This window comes from Thalassorhabdomicrobium marinisediminis, assembly GCF_003072065.1.
Taxonomy (GTDB): Bacteria; Pseudomonadota; Alphaproteobacteria; order Rhodobacterales; family Rhodobacteraceae; genus Octadecabacter; species Octadecabacter marinisediminis.
In genome coordinates, this window is record NZ_QCYG01000006.1 from 202,068 (window position 1) to 220,154 (window position 18,087).

Below are 18,087 nucleotides of genomic sequence, written 5' to 3' on the forward strand. Positions count from 1 at the left end.
CAGCCCCGGTCTAGGCGGGTTCGCGCAGCACGCGCGGCACCTTGAACTCGACGTTCTCGACGGCGGTTTCCACCTGCTCAACGGTCACGTCGAAGCGGTCGCGGAAGGCGTCGATCACCTCGTTGATCAGAACCTCGGGGGCCGAGGCGCCGGCGGTGATGCCGATGCTGCTGATCCCGTTAAGCGCCCGCCAGTCGATGTTCTCGGCCCGCATCACCAGTTGGCTGTAGGCGCAGCCGGCCTTGCGGCCCACTTCGAGCAGACGCTGGCTGTTGCTGGAATTGGGCGCGCCGACGACCAGCATGGCATCGGTTTTCGGCGCCATCGCCTTGACCGCCTCTTGCCGGTTGGTGGTCGCGTAGCAGATGTCTTCCTTGTGCGGGCCGATGATCGCCGGGAAACGGGCCTTCAGGGCGGCGACGATGTCGGCGGTGTCGTCCACCGACAGTGTGGTCTGGGTGACGAAGGCCAGACGTTCGGGATCGCGCGGCGCGACTTTGGCTACGTCCTCGACCGTTTCGACCAGCAGCACTTCGCCCTCGGGCAATTGCCCCATGGTGCCGATGGTCTCGGGGTGCCCGGCGTGGCCGATCATGATCATCTGCAGGCCGTTCTCTGCGTGGCGAGCGGCTTCGATATGCACCTTGCTGACCAGCGGGCAGGTCGCATCGACATAGACCATCTCGCGCCGGGCGGCGGCGGCGGGCACCGCTTTGGGGACGCCGTGGGCGCTGAAGATCACCGGGCGGTCGTCGGGGCATTCGTCCAGCTCCTCGACAAAGATCGCGCCCTTCGCCTTGAGGTCATCGACCACATATTTGTTGTGCACGATCTCGTGCCGGACTAAGACAGGCGCGCCCCATTTCTCGAGCGCCATCTCGACGATCTTGATCGCACGGTCCACGCCGGCGCAGAATCCGCGCGGGGCGGCCAGATAAAGCGTCAGCGGTGGTTTGGTCATGGGATCACTCCTGCGTAGGGCCGGACCGGAAACTTTTGCCAGACCTAAGACCTTGTGCTGCGGGCGTCCAGTCACCCACGCGGGCGTGATCGAATATTCGCTTGCCTTCCGGTAGGGGGAATCTTGTAGCCCGCGCGGATCGAGAACCGAAGGATTGATCATGAAGAACACCCACCGCATAGCCGCAGCCCTTGCTGTTGCCGCAGCCGCAATCGGGGCGGGCGCGGCGCTTGTCTCTGCGCAGAACGATGGCGCACCACAGACCGCGACCCTGTTTCCCTATGACGACGCGGCCGTGGTCGCGGAAGGCGAGACCCTCTACGAGTCGTTCTGTGCCTCGTGCCACGGGGCGAACCTCGAAGGACAGGACAACTGGCGCGAACGGGGGCCGAACGGGCGCGCGCTGGCACCGCCGCATGATGAAACCGGGCACACCTGGCACCATCCCGACCTGCAGCTGTTCCAGATCGTGAAGTTCGGCACCGCCGCATTGGTCGGCGACGGCTACGAAAGCGACATGGCCGGCTATGGCGAGGTGATGACAGACGACGAGATTCGCGCCGTCATGGCCTATATCAAAAGCACTTGGCCCGAGGAGATCATCGAGCGCCATGACGAGATGAACGCCGCACTCGCGCGTGAGTTGGGTGGCTGAGCGAGAGCACACCCCCCACGTGGGGGGATTGTCCGGATCAGCCCCCCTTGGCATGATCCGGTCATTCACAGCCTTTCGGGGCTGACGTGAACATTTTCAAAATGTCTTTACCAAAGCTGTAGCGGTGACCCTGTGTGAGTGGCACGGTCATCGCTGCAGTGTCCCCCTCTGGCGGCGGTTGAGTTTGGGGGGCCGGGTCAGAGATAGGACAGTTTCGCTGCGGCGTCCTTGCGGTTTGTCACGCCGAGCTTTCGATAGGCGCTTTTGGTGTATTCCGCGACGGTATGGGGGGAAATGCCGCAATGCCGGGCGCATTCCTTGCGCGTCAGGCCCCGGGCGATCAGGTAGATCACCTCACGCTCGCGCGGGCTCAGACCGGCAAGCTGCGCATCCGGCGGGGTGATCAGAAGGTCGCGGAACTCCGTCTCTCTCGGGGGGGTGTCCGCCATCAACTCTTCGATCTTGCGGTGCAACAAGAGGCAGAACACGCGGAACTCCTCTTGCTTGGGGACGATCCGCGCTTCGAAGGCCGGTCGATCCAGCCGCGTGCCAAGATTGAAGCCGCCAAACCGGGTCGACCCCTGAAGTCGCATAGGGATGCCCAGCCCGGACTGGAACCCGACCTCTCCGGCGCGCTCGACGAAAGACCGGTCCGCCTCGGACAGATAGGGATGGGCCGACAGATAGCCCGGACCTGTGTGCGTGATTTCGTAGGAATTGCAGCAATGCTCGAGGAACGGATCCGTCACCGGCGCGGCGTCGTGATAGAGCTCGGGCATGTTCGTGAGGACGAGAGGTTCGGTGCGATCCGCAGCAACCGAGATGTAGATCACGAATTCGATATGATGCGCAGACAGGATGTCTAGAGCTTCGGACCAAAGGTCCCGGATCGTGGTATGGCGTTCAAGACGACCTGCATCACTGGTTAACATAAATCCCCGAAAAACAATTCGGGAATACTCTAATTCATAGGCCGGCCAAATCAATTAAATAAGGGATAGGGATCGCGAAAATTTCGCGAACCCGGGGCTTATTCTTCTTCGTCGCTCAGTTCCGGCGCCGGGGCCGGGCGCGGCTCTCTGGGGGGGCGGCCGATGACGTCGCGCAGCTCGTCCAGCTCGATGAAATTGTCGCACTGGCGGCGCAACTCGTCAGCGATCATCGGCGGCTGGCTGCGGATCGTCGAGACGATCGACACGCGCACGCCGCGCCGCTGCAGGCTTTCGATCAAGGGCCGGAAGTCGCCATCACCCGAGAAGATGACGATATGATCGACATGAGGGGCAAGCTCCATCGCATCGACGGCAAGCTCGATGTCCATGTTGCCCTTGATTTTCCGGCGCCCCATGGAATCGGTAAATTCCTTGGCCGGTTTGGTGACCATGGTGAAGCCGTTGTAATGCAGCCAATCCACCAGGGGGCGGATCGGCGAATACTCGTCATTCTCCAGCAGGGCCGTATAGTAGAAGGCGCGCACCATCTTGCCGCGGCGCATGAATTCCTGGCGCAACAGCTTGTAGTCGATATCAAACCCGAGAGATTTTGCAGCGGCGTATAGATTCGACCCGTCGATGAAGAGCGCGAGCTTCTCATCACGATAGAACATTGAAAAAATCCTTTCAAAAACCCCATGCCGATGGGAAGGTGGGTAAATGAGTGGTCATCCCCGACAGGGTTTGCCAAATGTAGGGGAAATGAGCGGTGCCGCAAGGGCAAGATTCGCAGGGTAGCAACATTGTGTTGGTCGCGCTGGGCGGAAACGCGCCTTCTCGCGCAGGGTCGCCGAGGGCCACGGTGGAAGCCGCAATTTTCACGCTCCGTGAAATTTTCAGTGATTTCAAGGCCAGTAGGCTATATCAAACGCCCGCCTTCCCTGCCGGAGCTGGGCCCGATTTCGTCAACGCCGGCGCCGCGTTCCGCAGCGATCTTGACGCGACGGAAATTCTTGAGCTTCTGCACGGGGTCGAAGCGGAGTTCGGGCGCGAGCGGGTGGCGCGCTGGGGGCAGCGCACGCTCGACCTTGATCTGATCGCCTGCGGAGGGGCTGTGTTGCCCGATCGCGCCACCTTTCAGCACTGGTCCAACTTGCCGCTGGAGGCGCAGAAGGCCGCGACCCCGGATCGCCTGATATTGCCGCACCCCCGGCTGGCCGACCGCGCCTTCGTTCTGGTACCCTTGGCCGAGCTGGCGCCGGACTGGAGCCATCCGGTGACCGGTCAGACCATCGCGCAGATGCTCGACGCACGGCCACGGGCCGAACGGGACAGCGTGACCACGCTGACGTGATGCGAATCGGCTTGTGTTATTGGGGTCAAGGGTCTAAGTAGCCGGTTCGACCGCCCATATTCTATTTGCCCTACGATCTGATTGGAGTGCCCTCATGGCCCGCGTGACCGTTGAAGACTGCGTTGACAAGGTTCCGAACCGCTTTGAACTGGTGATGCTTGCCGCTCACCGGGCACGTGAAATTTCGGCCGGGGCGTCGCTGACGGTGCCGCGCGACAACGACAAGAACCCCGTCGTGTCCCTGCGCGAGATTGCCGAGGAAACCCAGACCGCCGACGACCTGCGGGAACGGATGATCGAAGCGAACCAGTCACAGATCGAGGTTGACGAGCCGGAAGAGGATTCCATGGCGCTGCTCATGGGCGGCGGCTCGCCCGAGGCTGACAAACCCGCCGAGGACGACCTCAGCGAAGAGAAACTCCTGCGCGCTTTGATGGAAGCTCAGGGCCAGAAGTAAGGCGGCACCCCCGGCATGATCACTGCTGATGACCTGATCACGCTGGTCCGCACCTATAACCCGAAAACCAATGCCAAGCTCATCGCCGATGCCTTTGCCTTCGGCGCTGAGATGCACGACGGCCAGTTCCGTCACTCCGGTGAGCCCTATTTCACCCATCCGGTCGCCGTCGCCGCCATTCTTGCCGAACAGCAGATGGACGATGCGACGCTGATCACCGCGCTGCTGCACGACACGATCGAGGACACCAAAGCCACCTTCAGCGAGGTGGAAGAGCGGTTCGGCACCGAGATCGCCGAGCTTGTCGATGGCGTCACCAAGCTGACCAACCTGCAACTGCACTCGACCGAGACCAAGCAGGCCGAGAATTTCCGCAAGCTCTTCATGGCGACGTCGCGCGATCTGCGCGTGACCTTGGTCAAGCTGGCGGACCGGCTACACAACATGCGCACGATCAGGTCCATGCGCGACGACAAGCAGGCCCAGAAAGCGCGCGAGACGATGGACATCTATGCGCCGCTGGCGGGCCGCATGGGGATGCAGTGGATGCGCGAGGAGCTTGAAGACCTTGCCTTCCGCGTCCTCAACCCCGAGGGGCGCAATTCCATCATCCGCCGCTTCATCACCCTGCAGCGTGAAACCGGCGACGTCATCGAGAAGATCCAGACCGACATGGAGCTCGAGATGGAGAAGGCGGGCATCGCCGCCGACATCTATGGCCGGGCCAAGAAGCCCTATTCGATCTGGCGCAAGATGCAGGAGAAGGAGCAGGGCTTCTCCCGCCTGTCCGACATCTACGGCTTTCGCGTCATCACCCAGACCGAGACCGATTGCTACCTTGCGCTGGGGGCGATCCACCAGCGTTGGCGCGCGGTGCCGGGGCGGTTCAAGGATTACATCAGCCAGCCGAAATCCAACGGCTACCGGTCGCTGCACACCACCGTGTCGGGCCGCGACGGCAAACGGGTCGAGGTGCAGATCCGCACCGTCGAGATGCACGAGGTGGCCGAGGCCGGCGTCGCCGCGCACTGGTCCTACCGCGACGGCATCCGCGTCGAGAACCGCTTCGCGGTCGATCCCGCCCGCTGGATCGCGCAGCTGACCGAACGATTGGATGAGGATCACGACCACGGCGAATTCCTCGATATGGTCAAGCTCGAGATGTATCAGGACCAAGTGTTCTGCTTCACGCCCAAGGGCGACGTGATCAAGCTGCCGCGGGGCGCCACGCCGATCGATTTCGCCTATGCCATCCACACCCGCATCGGGCACGCCTGCGTCGGCGCCAAGATCGACGGTTTGCGCGTGCCGCTCTGGACCCGAATCAAGAACGGCCAGTCGGTCGAGGTCATCACCGCCGAGGGACAAAGCCCGCAGGCCACGTGGATCGACATCGCCGTCACCGGACGCGCCAAGACCGCAATCCGCCGCGCCTTGCGCGAAGAGGACCGCGAACGGTTCATCCGGCTGGGCCGTGAACTGGTCCGCGTGGGCTTTGAGAACGTGGGCAAATCGGCCACGGACAAGGCGCTCAAGACCGCCGGAAAGTTCCTCGGTCTGGGCAATGTGGATGATCTGCTTGAGCGGGTCGGCGCGGCCGAGATCACGTCCCGCGATGTGGTGACGGCGATCTACCCCGAGCTGGCAAAATCCGCCGGAAACGAGATCGAGTCGCGCCGCGCCGTCGTCGGGCTTGAAGCCAACCAGACCCACCGCCGCGCCCAATGTTGCCAGCCGATCCCCGGAGAGCGGATCGTCGGCATCACCTATCGCGGTGAAGGTGTCGTCGTCCATGCCATCGACTGCGATGTGCTGGCCACGCTCGAAGACCAGCCCGAACGCTGGATCGATCTGCGCTGGCAAGAGGGGACGCACTCACCGACCAACACGATCACGCTGGAAATGACGATCACCAACGACGCGGGCGTTCTGGGCCGGATCTGCACCCTCATCGGCGAGAATGACGCCAATATCTCGGATCTGGTGTTCATCGACCGCAAGCCCGATTACTTCCGCCTGCTGATCGAGGTTGACCTGCGGGACACAGAACATATGCACGTGATCATGAACGTGCTTGAGGCGGACAGCAACGTGGCCGCGATCGCACGGCACCGCGACCCCAATCGCGCAGGGCAGGTGCAACGGCAAAGCTAGTCGCCCGAAGCCGGGCAAAGGTGGTTGAACAGGTGGTCTTCAGACGCAGAGACAGGCGACCTCTCTGGCGGGTACTGCTGGAATTCCTCTGGCCCCGTGGCGGCTGGGGGCGGGCGGCGCAATATGTGCGGCACCGGGTCCGGCGTCTGCCCGACACGCCCGAGAAGATCTCTCGCGGGATCTGGGCCGGCGTCTTCACCAGTTTCACACCGTTCTACGGGCTGCATTTCCTCGTCGCCGCCGCCATCGCCACGGTCATGCGCGGCAATATCCTTGCCTCGTTGATGGCGACGTTCTTCGGCAATCCGCTGACCTACATCCCGATTGCCTATGTGGCGCTGACCACGGGGCATTGGATGCTGGGCACCCGGCTGGACCGCGCGCTGATCGACGTCCGCCCCGGAGAGCCGGCCTGCTATATCACCTGCCAGTTCCAGAACGCCTTTGATGATCTGTGGCACAATTTCGTGTCGATCTTCACCGATGACCGGATGGACTGGCGCGGGTTGACGCAGTTCTACGACGAGGTGTTCTATCCCTATCTTGTCGGCGGCGTTCTGCCCGGCATCCTGTGCGCGTCGGTCTCCTATTACCTGTCGGTGCCGCTGATCCGCGCCTATCAGAACCGGCGCCGCAAGCAGTTGCGCGAGAAACTCAGCCAGTTGCAAAATCCCCCGGACGAAGGTTAGATCACGGTAACGGGCCCCGGTCCGGATTCAGGGGGGTGACATTTGTCCAAATCCAGCTCGAACCTGCGCCTTGGCGTGAACATCGACCACGTGGCCACCGTGCGCAATGCCCGCGGCGGCGACACGCCCGACCCGGTGCGCGCGGCGCTTCTGGCCGAGCAGGGCGGGGCCGACGGCATCACCGCCCACCTGCGCGAAGATCGCCGCCACATCAGCGACAAGGACATCGACGCGCTGATGGATGCGCTGTCGGTGCCGCTCAACTTCGAGATGGCCGCCACGGACGAGATGCAGCGCATCGCCCTGCGCCACAAACCCCACGCGGTCTGCATCGTGCCGGAAAAGCGCGAAGAGCGGACGACCGAGGGCGGGCTTGAGGTCGCGCGCGAGGAAAACCAGCTGGCCCATTTCATCGCCCCCCTGCGCGAGGCAGGCTGCCGCGTGTCGATCTTCATCGCCGCCGACCCGCGCCAGATCGACGCCGCCCACCGGATCGGCGCGCAGGTCATCGAACTTCACACCGGCGCCTATTGCGACGCCCACGCCGAGGGGGATTTCGCCACCCGCGACGCCGAGCTTGCGAAGATGCGCGAGATGGCGACCTATGCCCATGATCTGGGGCTTGAGGTTCACGCGGGCCACGGGCTGACCTATGACACGGTGCAACCGGTCGCGGCCTTCCCCGAGGTGCGCGAGCTGAACATCGGCCACTTCCTGATTGGTGAGGCGATCTTTCGCGGCCTGCCTGCGGCCATCGCCGAGATGCGCCGCCTGATGGAGGAGGCGCGCGCCTGACGCGGCATCGTTGCTGCGGATGGCTATGGGACCCGCGCCCGCCGGTCACGCCGCGACCCATTTGAAGGAGACTGCCATGCGTTTCGCCCTGCCAATCCTTGCCGCCCTGTTGTCGGGCCCTGCCGCCGCGCAGATGTCCGCCCCTTGCGACACCCTTGCCCGCGCCGACGCCATCGTTGAACCGTGGGAGGAGAACAGCACAACCTTCGCCAACGGGGCCGTGCGGGTGGCGCTGCTGGATGCGATTGAACCGGCTGTTGCGGCGTTTCACCTGTTGATCCTGCACCCGCCCTTTGACGAACTCGGGGGGCGCAGCTGCACCGTCATCAGCCGCGATTCAGGGCTGGGCTATTCCGGCGTCACCTTTGACGGGCTCGAGGCCGATTATGACCCGGCGACGGGCTTGACCCTCACCGTTCCGGCCGCGATCTACCAGCCCGAACAAAGCTTTCAGAACTCTCTTTTGGTCACGATAACGGTCAATCAGGCCACGGGTGAGGTGACGGTATCCGAAGAGCTGGGCAATGAGTAACAACGCCCCGAAGGCAAGCCACCCATGATCCTTGGCATCGGCACCGATCTTGCGAATATCGAACGCATTCAGGGCACGCTGGACCGGTTCGGCGACCGGTTCCGCAATCGCGTGTTTACCGATGTCGAACAACACAAGGCCAACCGCCGCCGCGATGTGGCCGGAACCTATGCCAAACGCTGGGCCGCGAAAGAGGCTTGCTCGAAAGCACTGGGCACCGGATTGCGCATGGGCATCGCGTGGAAGGACATGGCCGTCAGCAACCTGCCCACAGGCCAACCGATCATGGCCGTGACCGGTTGGGCGAAAGAGCGGCTGGACGACATGACGCCCCCGGGGCATGAGGCGATCATCCATGTGACCCTGACCGACGATCATCCTTGGGCGCAGGCTTTCGTCGTGATCGAAGCGCGGCCCCTTGTCCCACAGGCCGAGACGGGTTGACTCGCGCCCCCCACACGCGCACATAACGGCAAATTTCAATGACAAAGAACATGAGGCCGGGCCAGTGTGGGCATCCATTAAAGAGACTGTCAAAACAGTGGTTTACGCGCTGCTCATCGCGGGCGTGTTCCGCACCTTCCTGTTCCAGCCGTTCTGGATTCCATCGGGCTCCATGAAAGAGACGCTGCTGATCGGCGATTTCCTGTTCGTCAACAAGATGGCTTACGGCTATTCCTATGCCTCTTGCCCCTCGATCATCATTCCCGCCATCGGGCTGGACGTGGACGCCGAGGATTTCTGCGGTGCTTTCAAAGGCAGCAATGAGCGTCTGTTCGGCTCCGAGCCCGAGCGCGGCGATGTCGTGGTCTTCCGTCACCCCGTCACCGGGCGCGATTTCATCAAACGTCTGATCGGCCTGCCGGGCGATACCGTGCAGATGCGTGACGGGCAGATCATTCTCAACGGCGAAACCGTGCCGCAGACGCAAGCCGGCCTGTTTTCTGAGACGATGGAACGGCAGGGCAGTCAGGGCAGCCTGCCGCGGTGCTCGAACGGGGCCGTGGGCCTTGGCGCCGAATGCCTCAAGCAACGCCATACCGAGACTCTGCCCAACGGGGTGAGCTATAGTGTCCTCAACATCGGCGACCGCGATCTTGATTCCACGGGCGTCTTCACCGTGCCGGAGGGGCAATATTTCTTCATGGGTGACAACCGCGACAACTCATCCGACAGCCGCGTGCCGCAGGTGTCGCGCGGGGTGGGCTTCGTCCCGTATGAGGATATCGTCGGCCGCGCCGACCGGATCATGTTCTCGTCCGCGGGGCGGTCGCTACTTGCGTTCTGGACCTGGCGGTCCGACCGGTTCTTCAAGGCGGTCGAGTGAAACTCTCGGCCCCACTGCGCGCCTTTCAGGACCGGCTTGGCCACAGCTTCGCCAAGCCGGAACTGCTGATCCGCGCCGTGACCCATTCTTCCATGTCCTCGCCCCATCGTGACGACAACCAGCGGCTGGAATTTCTCGGCGACCGTGTGTTGGGACTGGTGATGGCCGAGGCGCTGCTCAAGGCCGACCCCACCGCGCCCGAGGGTCTGTTGGCCCCGCGCTACAACGCCCTTGTCCGCAAGGAAGCTTGCGCCGACGTGGCCCGCCAGATCCAACTGGGCGATGTGATCAAACTGGGCCGGTCGGAGATGCTCACCGGCGGCCGCCGGAAAGAGGCCTTGCTTGGCGATGCCATGGAGGCGGTGATCGCCGCCGTTTATCTGGATGCCGGGTTCGAGGCCGCACAGGCGCGGATCATCGCCCTGTGGGGGGACCGGATCGAGAACGTCGAGGCCGACGCCCGCGACCCGAAGTCCGCCTTGCAGGAATGGGCGCAGGGCCAGGGTGAAGAGCCGCCGAAATACGTCGAAATCGACCGCGACGGGCCCGATCATGCGCCGGTCTTCACCATCGAGGCGCGCCTGCAATCCGGCCCCGCCGAACAGGCCCGCGCCCCCAGCAAACGTCAGGCCGAGCAGGCCGCTGCGAAGGCCCTTTTGGCCCGCGTCCAAGGAGACGACACATGACCGAGACCCCGCAGACCCGCGCCGGCTTCGTGGCCCTTATCGGAGAGCCGAACGCAGGCAAATCCACGCTTCTAAACCGCATGGTCGGGGCCAAGGTCTCGATCGTGACGCACAAGGTCCAGACCACCCGCGCGCGCATTCGCGGGGTGGCCATCGAAGGCGACAGCCAAATCGTTTTCGTCGACACCCCCGGCCTGTTCCAGCCGAAACGCCGGCTGGATCGCGCCATGGTTGCCGCCGCCTGGAGCGGCGTTGCCGATGCCGATGTGGTCGTCCTGCTGATCGAAGCGCACCGCGGCATCACCAAGGGGGTGGAAGCCATTCTCGAGCGGTTGGCCGAGGTCGGCACCAACCGCACCATCGCGCTGGCCATCAACAAGATCGACCGGGTCGAATCGCCGGTGCTGCTGGGTCTGACCAAAGAGCTCAACGACCGCTTTCCCTTTGCCGAAACCTTCCTGATCTCGGCCGAACGGGGCCACGGCGTCGACACCCTGCGCCACTGGCTGGCCGAGCAGATGCCGGAAGAACCATGGCTCTACCCCGAGGACCAGATCGCCGATCTGCCCATGCGGATGATCGCCGCCGAAATCACCCGCGAAAAGCTCATCCTGCGGCTGCATCAAGAATTGCCCTACCAACTCACCGTCGAGACAGAGAACTGGGAAGAGCGCAAGGACGGCTCTGCCAGGATCGACCAGATCATCTATGTCATGCGCGACGGCCACAAAGGCATCGTGCTGGGCAACCGCGGTGAGACGATCAAGGCCGTCAGCCAAGCCGCCCGCGCGGAATTGATGGAGTTCATGGGCCGCAAGGTGCATCTGTTCTTGCAGGTCAAAGTGCGCCCCGGCTGGCTTGAGGAATCCGAGCGCTACTCGGAAATGGGCCTCGACTTCAAGGACGGCAACGTGTGAGCGCACGCCTCACCTCCGAGCTTTGGGTCGCCGCCTATCTGACCCGCCTTCGCCTTCTCGACATTCCCGCCTTTGTTGTCCGTAAGGGCGACGCAACGGCCGGTGCGGTTCTCGTCAAGCTCAACACCCTCGACGGGCGGGCGCAGGCCTTCCAACGGCAGTTCGATCTGATGAGCGGTGAGCGCGCTTGGGTGCCGCTGGCCGAAGGCGATGAAGCTGACGTCGATGCCTCGCTCGACCGTCAATCCGGTTTTGACCCCGATCTCTGGGTGATCGAAGTCGAGGATCGTCAGGGGCGGCATTTGCTTGATGACCCCTCGCTGACCTAGGCTTGCCCCATGATAGAATGGCGCGATCAGGGGGCCCTGCTGAAGGTCCGCAAACACGGTGAGACCGCCGCGATCATCGAGGTTTTCACCGAGAGCATGGGCAAGGCATCGGGCATTGTGCGCGGCGGCACCAGCCGGAAGATTGCGCCGCTTCTGCAACCCGGTGCGCAGCTTGATGTGACGTGGAAAGCGCGGCTGGAAAGCCATTTGGGCAGTTTCACCGTAGAGCCGGTGCGCAGCCGCGCCGCACTCGTCATGCAGGACCGGCTGGCGCTGGCGGGCCTCAACGCCGTCACCGCGCTGCTGGCCTTTGTGCTGCCCGACAGAGAGGCGCATCCGCCGCTTTATGCACGCTCTGTGGCGCTTCTTGATCTCTTGGGCCAGAACGACGTCTGGCCGATGGCCTATCTGCAATGGGAGGTGGCCCTGCTGGAAGAGATGGGCTTCGCCCTTGACCTGACCGCCTGCGCGGTCTCGGGCCAGAACGACGATCTGTTCTATGTCTCACCGCGCACGGGGCGGGCGGTGTCCCGCACCGCCGCCGGTGACTGGGCCGACCGTCTGCTGCCCTTGCCGCATGTGTTGCTCGGCAAGGGAGAAGCCGACATTCCCGACATTCTCGAAGCGCTGCGGACCACGGGGCACTTCCTGCACAACCACCTTGCCCGCTCGCTTGGCGACCGGCCCCTGCCAGAGGCCCGCCAGCGGCTCTTGTCCGTTATGGAGCGGTTTGGTTAACGCGGCTCAAAGACCATCTTGCGGCCGTCGCCGTTGGACAGGATCAGCGCCGCGTCGTTCAACTCCGCGGTCGTCATCTCTTCCAGCGCAGCAAAGAACGTATCCTCGGCCACCAGATCCGGACAGGCCATTTTTGTCGCCCCCACCGCGTCAAGCGCAAAGGTCGGGTATTCGCTGGTCAGGCTGCCGAAGTAGCTGTTGCACGGCGCCTGACCGACAACGCGGCCCGCTTCGGGAAACTGGATGGTGGCCGTCTCGGTGAAGGCGGCGCCGTCCAGTTCGACAAGGTGATATTCTGGCTCGCCCACCGGATAGTCCGAGGTCGCCCCACCGGGGAGGCATGCGGTCGCCAATGCGAAAGACGTGAGTGCGATGATCTGTTTCATGCCGCCTTAGCTAAACCGCACACCGCGGATGTAAAGCCACGTGTGCGGGGCGGGTCGGCCCCTGCGTGGTTTCCTGCCGAAAGGCGGCGGGACGGCGCGTGGCGGTGCGATCACGTATCCTTGTGTTTCGCGTGCCGGCGTCCAATCGGTCCACTGGACCGATTGCGCGGTGTGGCTAGAGGATGCGGCGCGCGATGACTTGAGCTTGTATTTCGCCGGCACCCTCAAAGATGTTGAGGACGCGGGCGTCGCAGAGGATGCGGCTGATCTTGTATTCCAGCGCGAACCCGTTGCCCCCGTGGATCTGCAACCCGTTGTCCGCCGCCGCCCATGCCACACGCGCGCCCAGCAGTTTGGCCATCCCCGCCTCGACGTCGCAGCGCCGCCCCTCATCCTTCTCGAAGGCCGAGAAGTAAGTGAGCTGCCGCGCGATCATGATCTCAACTGCCATCATCGCCAACTTGTTGGCCACGCGGGGAAATTCGATAAGGCTCTTGCCAAACTGCTTGCGGTCCTGCGCGTATTGCATCGCCACGTCCAGCGCCGAACAGGCCACGCCCACGGCGCGGGCGGCGGTCTGGATGCGCGCACTCTCGAAGGTTTCCATCAACTGCTTGAAGCCCTTGCCCTCTTCGCCGCCCAGAAGGTTCTCTCCCTTCACGGCGAACCCGTCGAAGGCCAGCTCATATTCCTTCATGCCGCGATAGCCGAGCACTTCGATCTCGCCGCCGGTCATCCCGTCGGTGGGGAAGGGGTTGGCGTCGTCGCCGGGGGTTTTCTCGGCCAGAAACATCGACAGACCCTTGTAGTCCGACGAGGCCGGATCGGTTCGCGCCAGAAGCGTCATCACATGGGTGCGCGCGGCGTGGGTGATCCAGGTCTTGTTGCCGGTGATCCGGTAGTCGTCGCCCTCTTTCACCGCGCGGGTGCGCAGGGCGCCAAGGTCCGATCCGGTGTTGGGCTCGGTGAACACAGCGGTGGGCAGCTTCTCACCGCTCGCAAGCGCGGGCAGCCAGTGGTGCTTCTGGTCTTCCGTGCCACCTGCAAGGATCAACTCCGCCGCGATCTCGGACCGGGTCCCAAGGCTGCCCACGCCGATGAAGCCGCGCGACAGCTCTTCGGAGACGACGCACATAGAGGCTTTGGACAGGCCGAAGCCGCCGTATTCCTCGGGGATCGTCAGGCCGAAGACCCCCATCTCGGCCAGTTCGTCGATCACGTCCATGGGGATCAGATCGTCGTTCAGATGCCAGTCCTGCGCGTAGGGTTCGACCTTTTCCACAGCATAGCGGCGGAACTGGTCGCGGATCATCTCAAGCTCGTCTTCCAGTCCGGTCGCGCCGATCGTCACCTCGGCGCTGCGTTCCTGCACCAAGGTCACGAGCCGCAGCCGCGCCTGTTGCGTGTTGCCGCGCTGGATCAGGGTCGCCGCCGCTCCGCGCCGCAGGCTGCCCATCTGATCGTCGCTCAGCCCAATGTCGGAAAGTCGCAGGATTTCACCCTGATTCATCGGGATGCCGCCCGCGATCTGGGCTGTGTATTCACCGAAGGCGATCTGGTGGATCAGTTGCTCGACCTCGCCAAAGGTGCCTTGCGCGTTGAGCTTTTCGGCCCAAGCCTGCATCTGGGCCAAAGCCTCGACATAGGTCGCGAGCCATGCCAGCCCGTGTGATGCAGTCTGCTCCACCTCAATCCGCGCGGCCGAGACGCGACCGTCGACGACGACCAGCTCTTGCAGGCAAGACTTGGCCGCATCCAGAAGCTCGTGCAGGACGGGCAGCGCCTCGGCGGTGGTGCTCAGGAGATCCGGCAGGACAACGGGGCGGTTATGGGCGTCGAGGGGCATGGCGACTCCTTTGTTGTGCAGGTGCAGCAATATCTGCTTTGCGATTGCAGCGCAATAATAATTCGTCTCGTCGGTGGGATGCGAACGAAAGTAACCGATTGGGTGCGTGGTCGGCAGGCGCGTCCTTTTGGTTCAGGACAGCGGATCCTGATACCCGCAAGCGTTGGCAAGCTCGGGCAGGGCGGCGGGCGGCACGACGGTGAACGACACCTGATACAGAATTTCCCCCGCCGCTTCCGCGGTCATCGTCCATTCGCCCAAGGCAAGCTCATAGGGGTAATCGAATTGATAGAAGGTGATGCTCGGGGAGTGCGACGTGCTGAGGCTGGTGACGAAGCTTTGCCGCGTGGCCCCCTTGCCCGCACCGGTGAACGGCGGATGGGTCACAGTCATCGTCACGCCGTCCTGCCCGAAGTCCCCCTTCAGCCCCGCGCGCACGCCAAAGCCGATGCCGATCACCGCCGGAACGCGCGGGCCGGGGCTGACGAAGGGCGGCGCTTCGTCGATGACATGGGTGGTTCCGGCGACGGTGTCCGGTGCGGCGCGCGTCTCTAGGCTGTCCTGCGCGCAAAGCACACCGGCCTTGAAGAACCCCAGACGGGGCGAGGTAGAGGTGGCGTCCTGCGAAACAGCAGCGCCCCCACCAAGGGTGAGGGCGCAAACCGTAGTCAAAAGCAGGCGCATCAATCGGACCTAACCGATCGCGGCGGCTTTGACGTCTTCGTCGATGAACGGCACGTATTGCGCGAAATTGTCGGCGAACATGGTCACCAGCTTTTGCGCCTGTGCGTCATAGGCGTCGCCATCGGCCCAAGTGCTGCGCGGATTCAACAGGCTGTCGTCTACACCGTCACAAGCCACCGGCACGTCGAAGCCGAAGTTGGCGTCCTTGCGGAACTGGCCCTCGACCAGCGTGCCATTCAGCGCCGAGGTCAACAGCGCCCGCGTCGCCTTGATCGGCATCCGGCTGCCGGTGCCATAGGCGCCGCCGGTCCAGCCGGTGTTCACCAACCAGCAGGTCGCGCCGTGGCTTGCGATTTTCTTGCGCAGCAGATTGCCGTAAACCTCGGGCCGGCGCGGCATAAAGGGGGCGCCAAAACAGGTCGAGAATGTGGGCTCGGGCTCGGTCACGCCGCGTTCGGTGCCCGCGACCTTCGAGGTGAAGCCAGACAGGAAGTGATACATCGCCTGCGCCGGGGTCAGCCGCGCGATGGGGGGCAGGACGCCGAAGGCATCGCAGGTCAGCATGATGATGTTCTTCGGATGGCCGCCAAGCGCCGTGTCCGAAGCGTTGCTGATGTAATCCAGCGGATAGGCGCAGCGCATGTTGGCCGTGAGGCTGTCATCCTCGAAGTCGAGCTCGAGCGTTTCGGGGTCGAACACCATGTTCTCGATCACCGTGCCGGGCATCTGCGTCGTGGCGTAGATTTCCGGCTCGGCCTCGGGGTTGAGGCCGATGGTCTTGGCGTAGCAGCCCCCCTCGAAGTTGAAGATGCCGCGGTCGGACCAGCCGTGCTCATCATCGCCGATCAGCGTGCGGTTGGGGTCGGCGGACAGGGTCGTCTTGCCGGTGCCGGACAGGCCGAAGAACACGGCGCTGTCGACAGGATTGTCCTTGGCGTGGTTGGCCGAGCAGTGCATCGGCATGATGCCTTTCTCGGGCAGCAGATAGTTGAGCAGCGTAAAGACCGATTTCTTGTTCTCGCCCGCGTACTCCGTGCCCGCAATCAGGATGATCTTGCGGTCGAAATTCATCGTGATGACGGTCTCGGACCGGCAGCCGTGCCGCTCGGGGTCGGCCTTGAAGCTCGGGCAGTTGATGACGGTCCATTCCGGCGTGAAGCCTTCCACGTCGGACGCCTCGGGGCGCCGCATCAGATGGCGGATGAACAGCCCGTGCCAGGCCAGTTCCGTCACGAAGCGCACGTCCACCCGGTGGGCGGGGTCGGCGCCGCCGAACAGGTCCTGCACGAAGTAGTCCTTACCAGCCATATGGGCGATCACGTCGTCATAAAGCACGTCGAACTTCGCCGGCTCCATCGCGGCGTTGTTGTCCCACCAGATCGTGTCTTCGGTGGTGGCCGACCGGACGATGTGCTTGTCCTTGGGCGAGCGGCCGGTGAACTTGCCGGTGGCCACCAGAAAGGTGCCCCCCTTGCCCAGCTGCCCTTCGTCACGCTTGAGCGCTTCGGCGATCAGATCGTCGGCGGAGTAGTTGTAATAGACGTGGCCCAAACCGCTGATGCCCTGATCGGGCAGCTTCATGGAAGGGTTGACCGTGCCGTGGTCCATTGTCTCACTCCTAGAATATACCGGGGCAAACCGCCCCATGGGTCGGGCTTAACATGCAGCTTCAACGGGTGAACAGATGCCTTTGTCACAGTTAGCGCAATCAAGCCGAAGTTAGCGCCACCACATAGCGCGCCACCCGCCGCGACCGCCGCGCGCGGCGGATTATCCGGCAGGGAAGTGAGACAAATTAGTCATTGGTTACCCATTTTAAGGCCACATAGGGGCAGCGATTGTCGGGATTTTTCAGTTTTGCATTGATTCGCTTGGCGCAAGTGGGGCAAGACAAAGAAAAAACAGGCAATAATAACTGAGCAGTAGAGGGGCAGTAACATGTCACGAATCGCACTTGTCGATGATGACCGGAATATTCTGACGTCCGTTCAAATCACGCTCGAGGCTGAAGGCTTCGACGTGGAAACCTATGCAGATGGCCAGCAAGCGCTGGATGCGTTCAACAAACGCCTTCCGGACATGGCCGTGCTCGACATCAAGATGCCGCGCATGGACGGGATGGACCTGCTGCAGCGGCTGCGGCAGAAAACCACCATGCCGGTGATCTTCCTGACCTCGAAGGATGACGAGATCGACGAGGTTCTGGGCCTGCGCATGGGCGCCGACGACTACGTGAAGAAGCCGTTTTCCCAGCGGCTTCTGGTTGAGCGGATCCGCGCGCTGTTGCGGCGGCAGGATGCGATTTCCGGCGATCACGTGGAAGAGACGGAAGAAACCAAGACCCTTGTGCGGGGGGACCTTTCGATGGACCCGCTGCGCCACGCGGTGAAGTGGAAGGGCAAGGACGTCTCCTTGACCGTGACGGAATTCTTGTTGCTGCAGGCGCTGGCGCAACGGCCGGGTTTCGTGAAGTCGCGCGACCAGTTGATGGACGTGGCCTATGACGATCAGGTCTATGTGGATGACCGCACCATCGACAGCCACATCAAGCGTTTGCGCAAGAAGATGCGCACCGCCGATGATGAGTTCTCGGCCATCGAGACGTTGTATGGTATCGGTTACCGGTACAACGAAGAATAGATAGG

21 protein-coding genes are annotated in these 18,087 nt (G+C 63.2%); 14 read left to right on the top strand and 7 right to left on the bottom strand.

The features are described 5' to 3' along the window. Positions 1 to 10 precede the first annotated feature (10 nt). Positions 11 to 961, bottom strand: coding sequence for a 4-hydroxy-3-methylbut-2-enyl diphosphate reductase (ispH, locus tag DC363_RS10700; protein WP_108641146.1), 951 nt, complete (start codon positions 959 to 961; stop codon positions 11 to 13). Positions 962 to 1,121: 160 nt separating this feature from the next. On the opposite strand from ispH, the gene DC363_RS10705 reads away from it, so the two are divergent. Further along, complete coding sequence (locus DC363_RS10705) at positions 1,122 to 1,616, top strand: c-type cytochrome (RefSeq protein WP_108641147.1); 495 nt, start codon at positions 1,122 to 1,124, stop codon at positions 1,614 to 1,616. Between the two features lie 197 nt (positions 1,617 to 1,813). Here DC363_RS10705 and DC363_RS10710 read toward each other — a convergent pair whose 3' ends face one another. Further along, a complete protein-coding gene (locus DC363_RS10710; RefSeq protein ID WP_108641148.1) occupies positions 1,814 to 2,548 on the bottom strand; it encodes a helix-turn-helix transcriptional regulator in 735 nt (244 codons plus the stop codon). A 98-nt stretch (positions 2,549 to 2,646) separates the two neighbouring features. After that, a complete protein-coding gene (locus DC363_RS10715; RefSeq protein ID WP_108641149.1) occupies positions 2,647 to 3,222 on the bottom strand; it encodes a LabA-like NYN domain-containing protein in 576 nt (191 codons plus the stop codon). Between the two features lie 131 nt (positions 3,223 to 3,353). Between DC363_RS10715 and folK the strand changes: the two genes are divergently transcribed. The 12 genes from folK (at position 3,354) to recO (ending at position 12,526) form a co-directional block, all read left to right on the top strand. Further along, positions 3,354 to 3,902, top strand: coding sequence for a 2-amino-4-hydroxy-6-hydroxymethyldihydropteridine diphosphokinase (gene folK / locus DC363_RS10720; protein WP_338418931.1), 549 nt, complete (start codon positions 3,354 to 3,356; stop codon positions 3,900 to 3,902). Between the two features lie 94 nt (positions 3,903 to 3,996). Continuing rightward, positions 3,997 to 4,359 (top strand): DNA-directed RNA polymerase subunit omega, encoded by a 363-nt coding sequence (gene rpoZ, locus DC363_RS10725; RefSeq protein ID WP_108641151.1) that lies wholly within the window; start codon positions 3,997 to 3,999, stop codon positions 4,357 to 4,359. Between the two features lie 15 nt (positions 4,360 to 4,374). Continuing rightward, the gene (locus DC363_RS10730; RefSeq protein WP_108641152.1) at positions 4,375 to 6,513 is read left to right on the top strand and encodes a RelA/SpoT family protein; all 2,139 of its coding nucleotides are present in this window, start codon (positions 4,375 to 4,377) and stop codon (positions 6,511 to 6,513) included. A gap of 32 nt (positions 6,514 to 6,545) precedes the next feature. Further along, a complete protein-coding gene (locus DC363_RS10735; RefSeq protein WP_108641274.1) occupies positions 6,546 to 7,202 on the top strand; it encodes a DUF2062 domain-containing protein in 657 nt (218 codons plus the stop codon). A 42-nt stretch (positions 7,203 to 7,244) separates the two neighbouring features. Then, the gene (locus tag DC363_RS10740) at positions 7,245 to 7,997 is read left to right on the top strand and encodes a pyridoxine 5'-phosphate synthase (RefSeq protein WP_108641153.1); all 753 of its coding nucleotides are present in this window, start codon (positions 7,245 to 7,247) and stop codon (positions 7,995 to 7,997) included. 76 nt (positions 7,998 to 8,073) lie between these two features. Then, entirely contained in the window at positions 8,074 to 8,529 is a 456-nt protein-coding gene (locus tag DC363_RS10745) for a hypothetical protein (RefSeq protein ID WP_108641154.1), read from the top strand. Positions 8,530 to 8,553: 24 nt separating this feature from the next. After that, positions 8,554 to 8,973: a holo-ACP synthase gene (gene acpS / locus DC363_RS10750; RefSeq protein WP_108641155.1), complete on the top strand. Its 420-nt coding sequence runs from the start codon at positions 8,554 to 8,556 to the stop codon at positions 8,971 to 8,973. Positions 8,974 to 9,037: 64 nt separating this feature from the next. Further along, positions 9,038 to 9,856 carry a signal peptidase I gene (gene lepB / locus DC363_RS10755; RefSeq protein ID WP_108641156.1) on the top strand — a complete coding sequence of 273 codons (819 nt, stop codon included), beginning with the start codon at positions 9,038 to 9,040 and terminating at the stop codon, positions 9,854 to 9,856. Next, a complete protein-coding gene (rnc, locus tag DC363_RS10760) occupies positions 9,853 to 10,542 on the top strand; it encodes a ribonuclease III (protein WP_108641157.1) in 690 nt (229 codons plus the stop codon). Before lepB ends, rnc begins: the two co-directional genes overlap by 4 nt. Continuing rightward, positions 10,539 to 11,459: a GTPase Era gene (gene era, locus DC363_RS10765; RefSeq protein ID WP_108641158.1), complete on the top strand. Its 921-nt coding sequence runs from the start codon at positions 10,539 to 10,541 to the stop codon at positions 11,457 to 11,459. The genes rnc and era overlap by 4 nt, the downstream gene beginning before the upstream one ends. Next, entirely contained in the window at positions 11,456 to 11,788 is a 333-nt protein-coding gene (locus tag DC363_RS10770) for a DUF1491 family protein (RefSeq protein WP_108641159.1), read from the top strand. The genes era and DC363_RS10770 overlap by 4 nt, the downstream gene beginning before the upstream one ends. A 9-nt stretch (positions 11,789 to 11,797) precedes the next feature. Continuing rightward, positions 11,798 to 12,526 (top strand): DNA repair protein RecO, encoded by a 729-nt coding sequence (gene recO / locus DC363_RS10775; protein ID WP_108641160.1) that lies wholly within the window; start codon positions 11,798 to 11,800, stop codon positions 12,524 to 12,526. Here recO and DC363_RS10780 read toward each other — a convergent pair. From DC363_RS10780 to DC363_RS10795, 4 genes are all read right to left on the bottom strand, one after another. Beyond that, a complete protein-coding gene (locus DC363_RS10780; RefSeq protein ID WP_108641161.1) occupies positions 12,523 to 12,912 on the bottom strand; it encodes an META domain-containing protein in 390 nt (129 codons plus the stop codon). The two genes, recO and DC363_RS10780, sit on opposite strands and share 4 nt — an antisense overlap. 175 nt (positions 12,913 to 13,087) lie before the next feature. Further along, a complete protein-coding gene (locus tag DC363_RS10785; protein WP_108641162.1) occupies positions 13,088 to 14,758 on the bottom strand; it encodes an acyl-CoA dehydrogenase family protein in 1,671 nt (556 codons plus the stop codon). Positions 14,759 to 14,890: 132 nt separating this feature from the next. Beyond that, on the bottom strand, positions 14,891 to 15,442 hold the full coding sequence (locus DC363_RS10790; protein ID WP_108641163.1) for a DUF3859 domain-containing protein: 552 nt from the start codon (positions 15,440 to 15,442) through the stop codon (positions 14,891 to 14,893). A 9-nt stretch (positions 15,443 to 15,451) separates the two neighbouring features. Next, the gene (locus tag DC363_RS10795; RefSeq protein WP_108641164.1) at positions 15,452 to 17,050 is read right to left on the bottom strand and encodes a phosphoenolpyruvate carboxykinase; all 1,599 of its coding nucleotides are present in this window, start codon (positions 17,048 to 17,050) and stop codon (positions 15,452 to 15,454) included. Positions 17,051 to 17,380: 330 nt separating this feature from the next. Here DC363_RS10795 and DC363_RS10800 point away from each other — a divergent pair, with 330 nt between their 5' ends. Continuing rightward, positions 17,381 to 18,082 (top strand): response regulator transcription factor, encoded by a 702-nt coding sequence (locus tag DC363_RS10800; protein WP_108641165.1) that lies wholly within the window; start codon positions 17,381 to 17,383, stop codon positions 18,080 to 18,082. Positions 18,083 to 18,087: the final 5 nt, after the last annotated feature.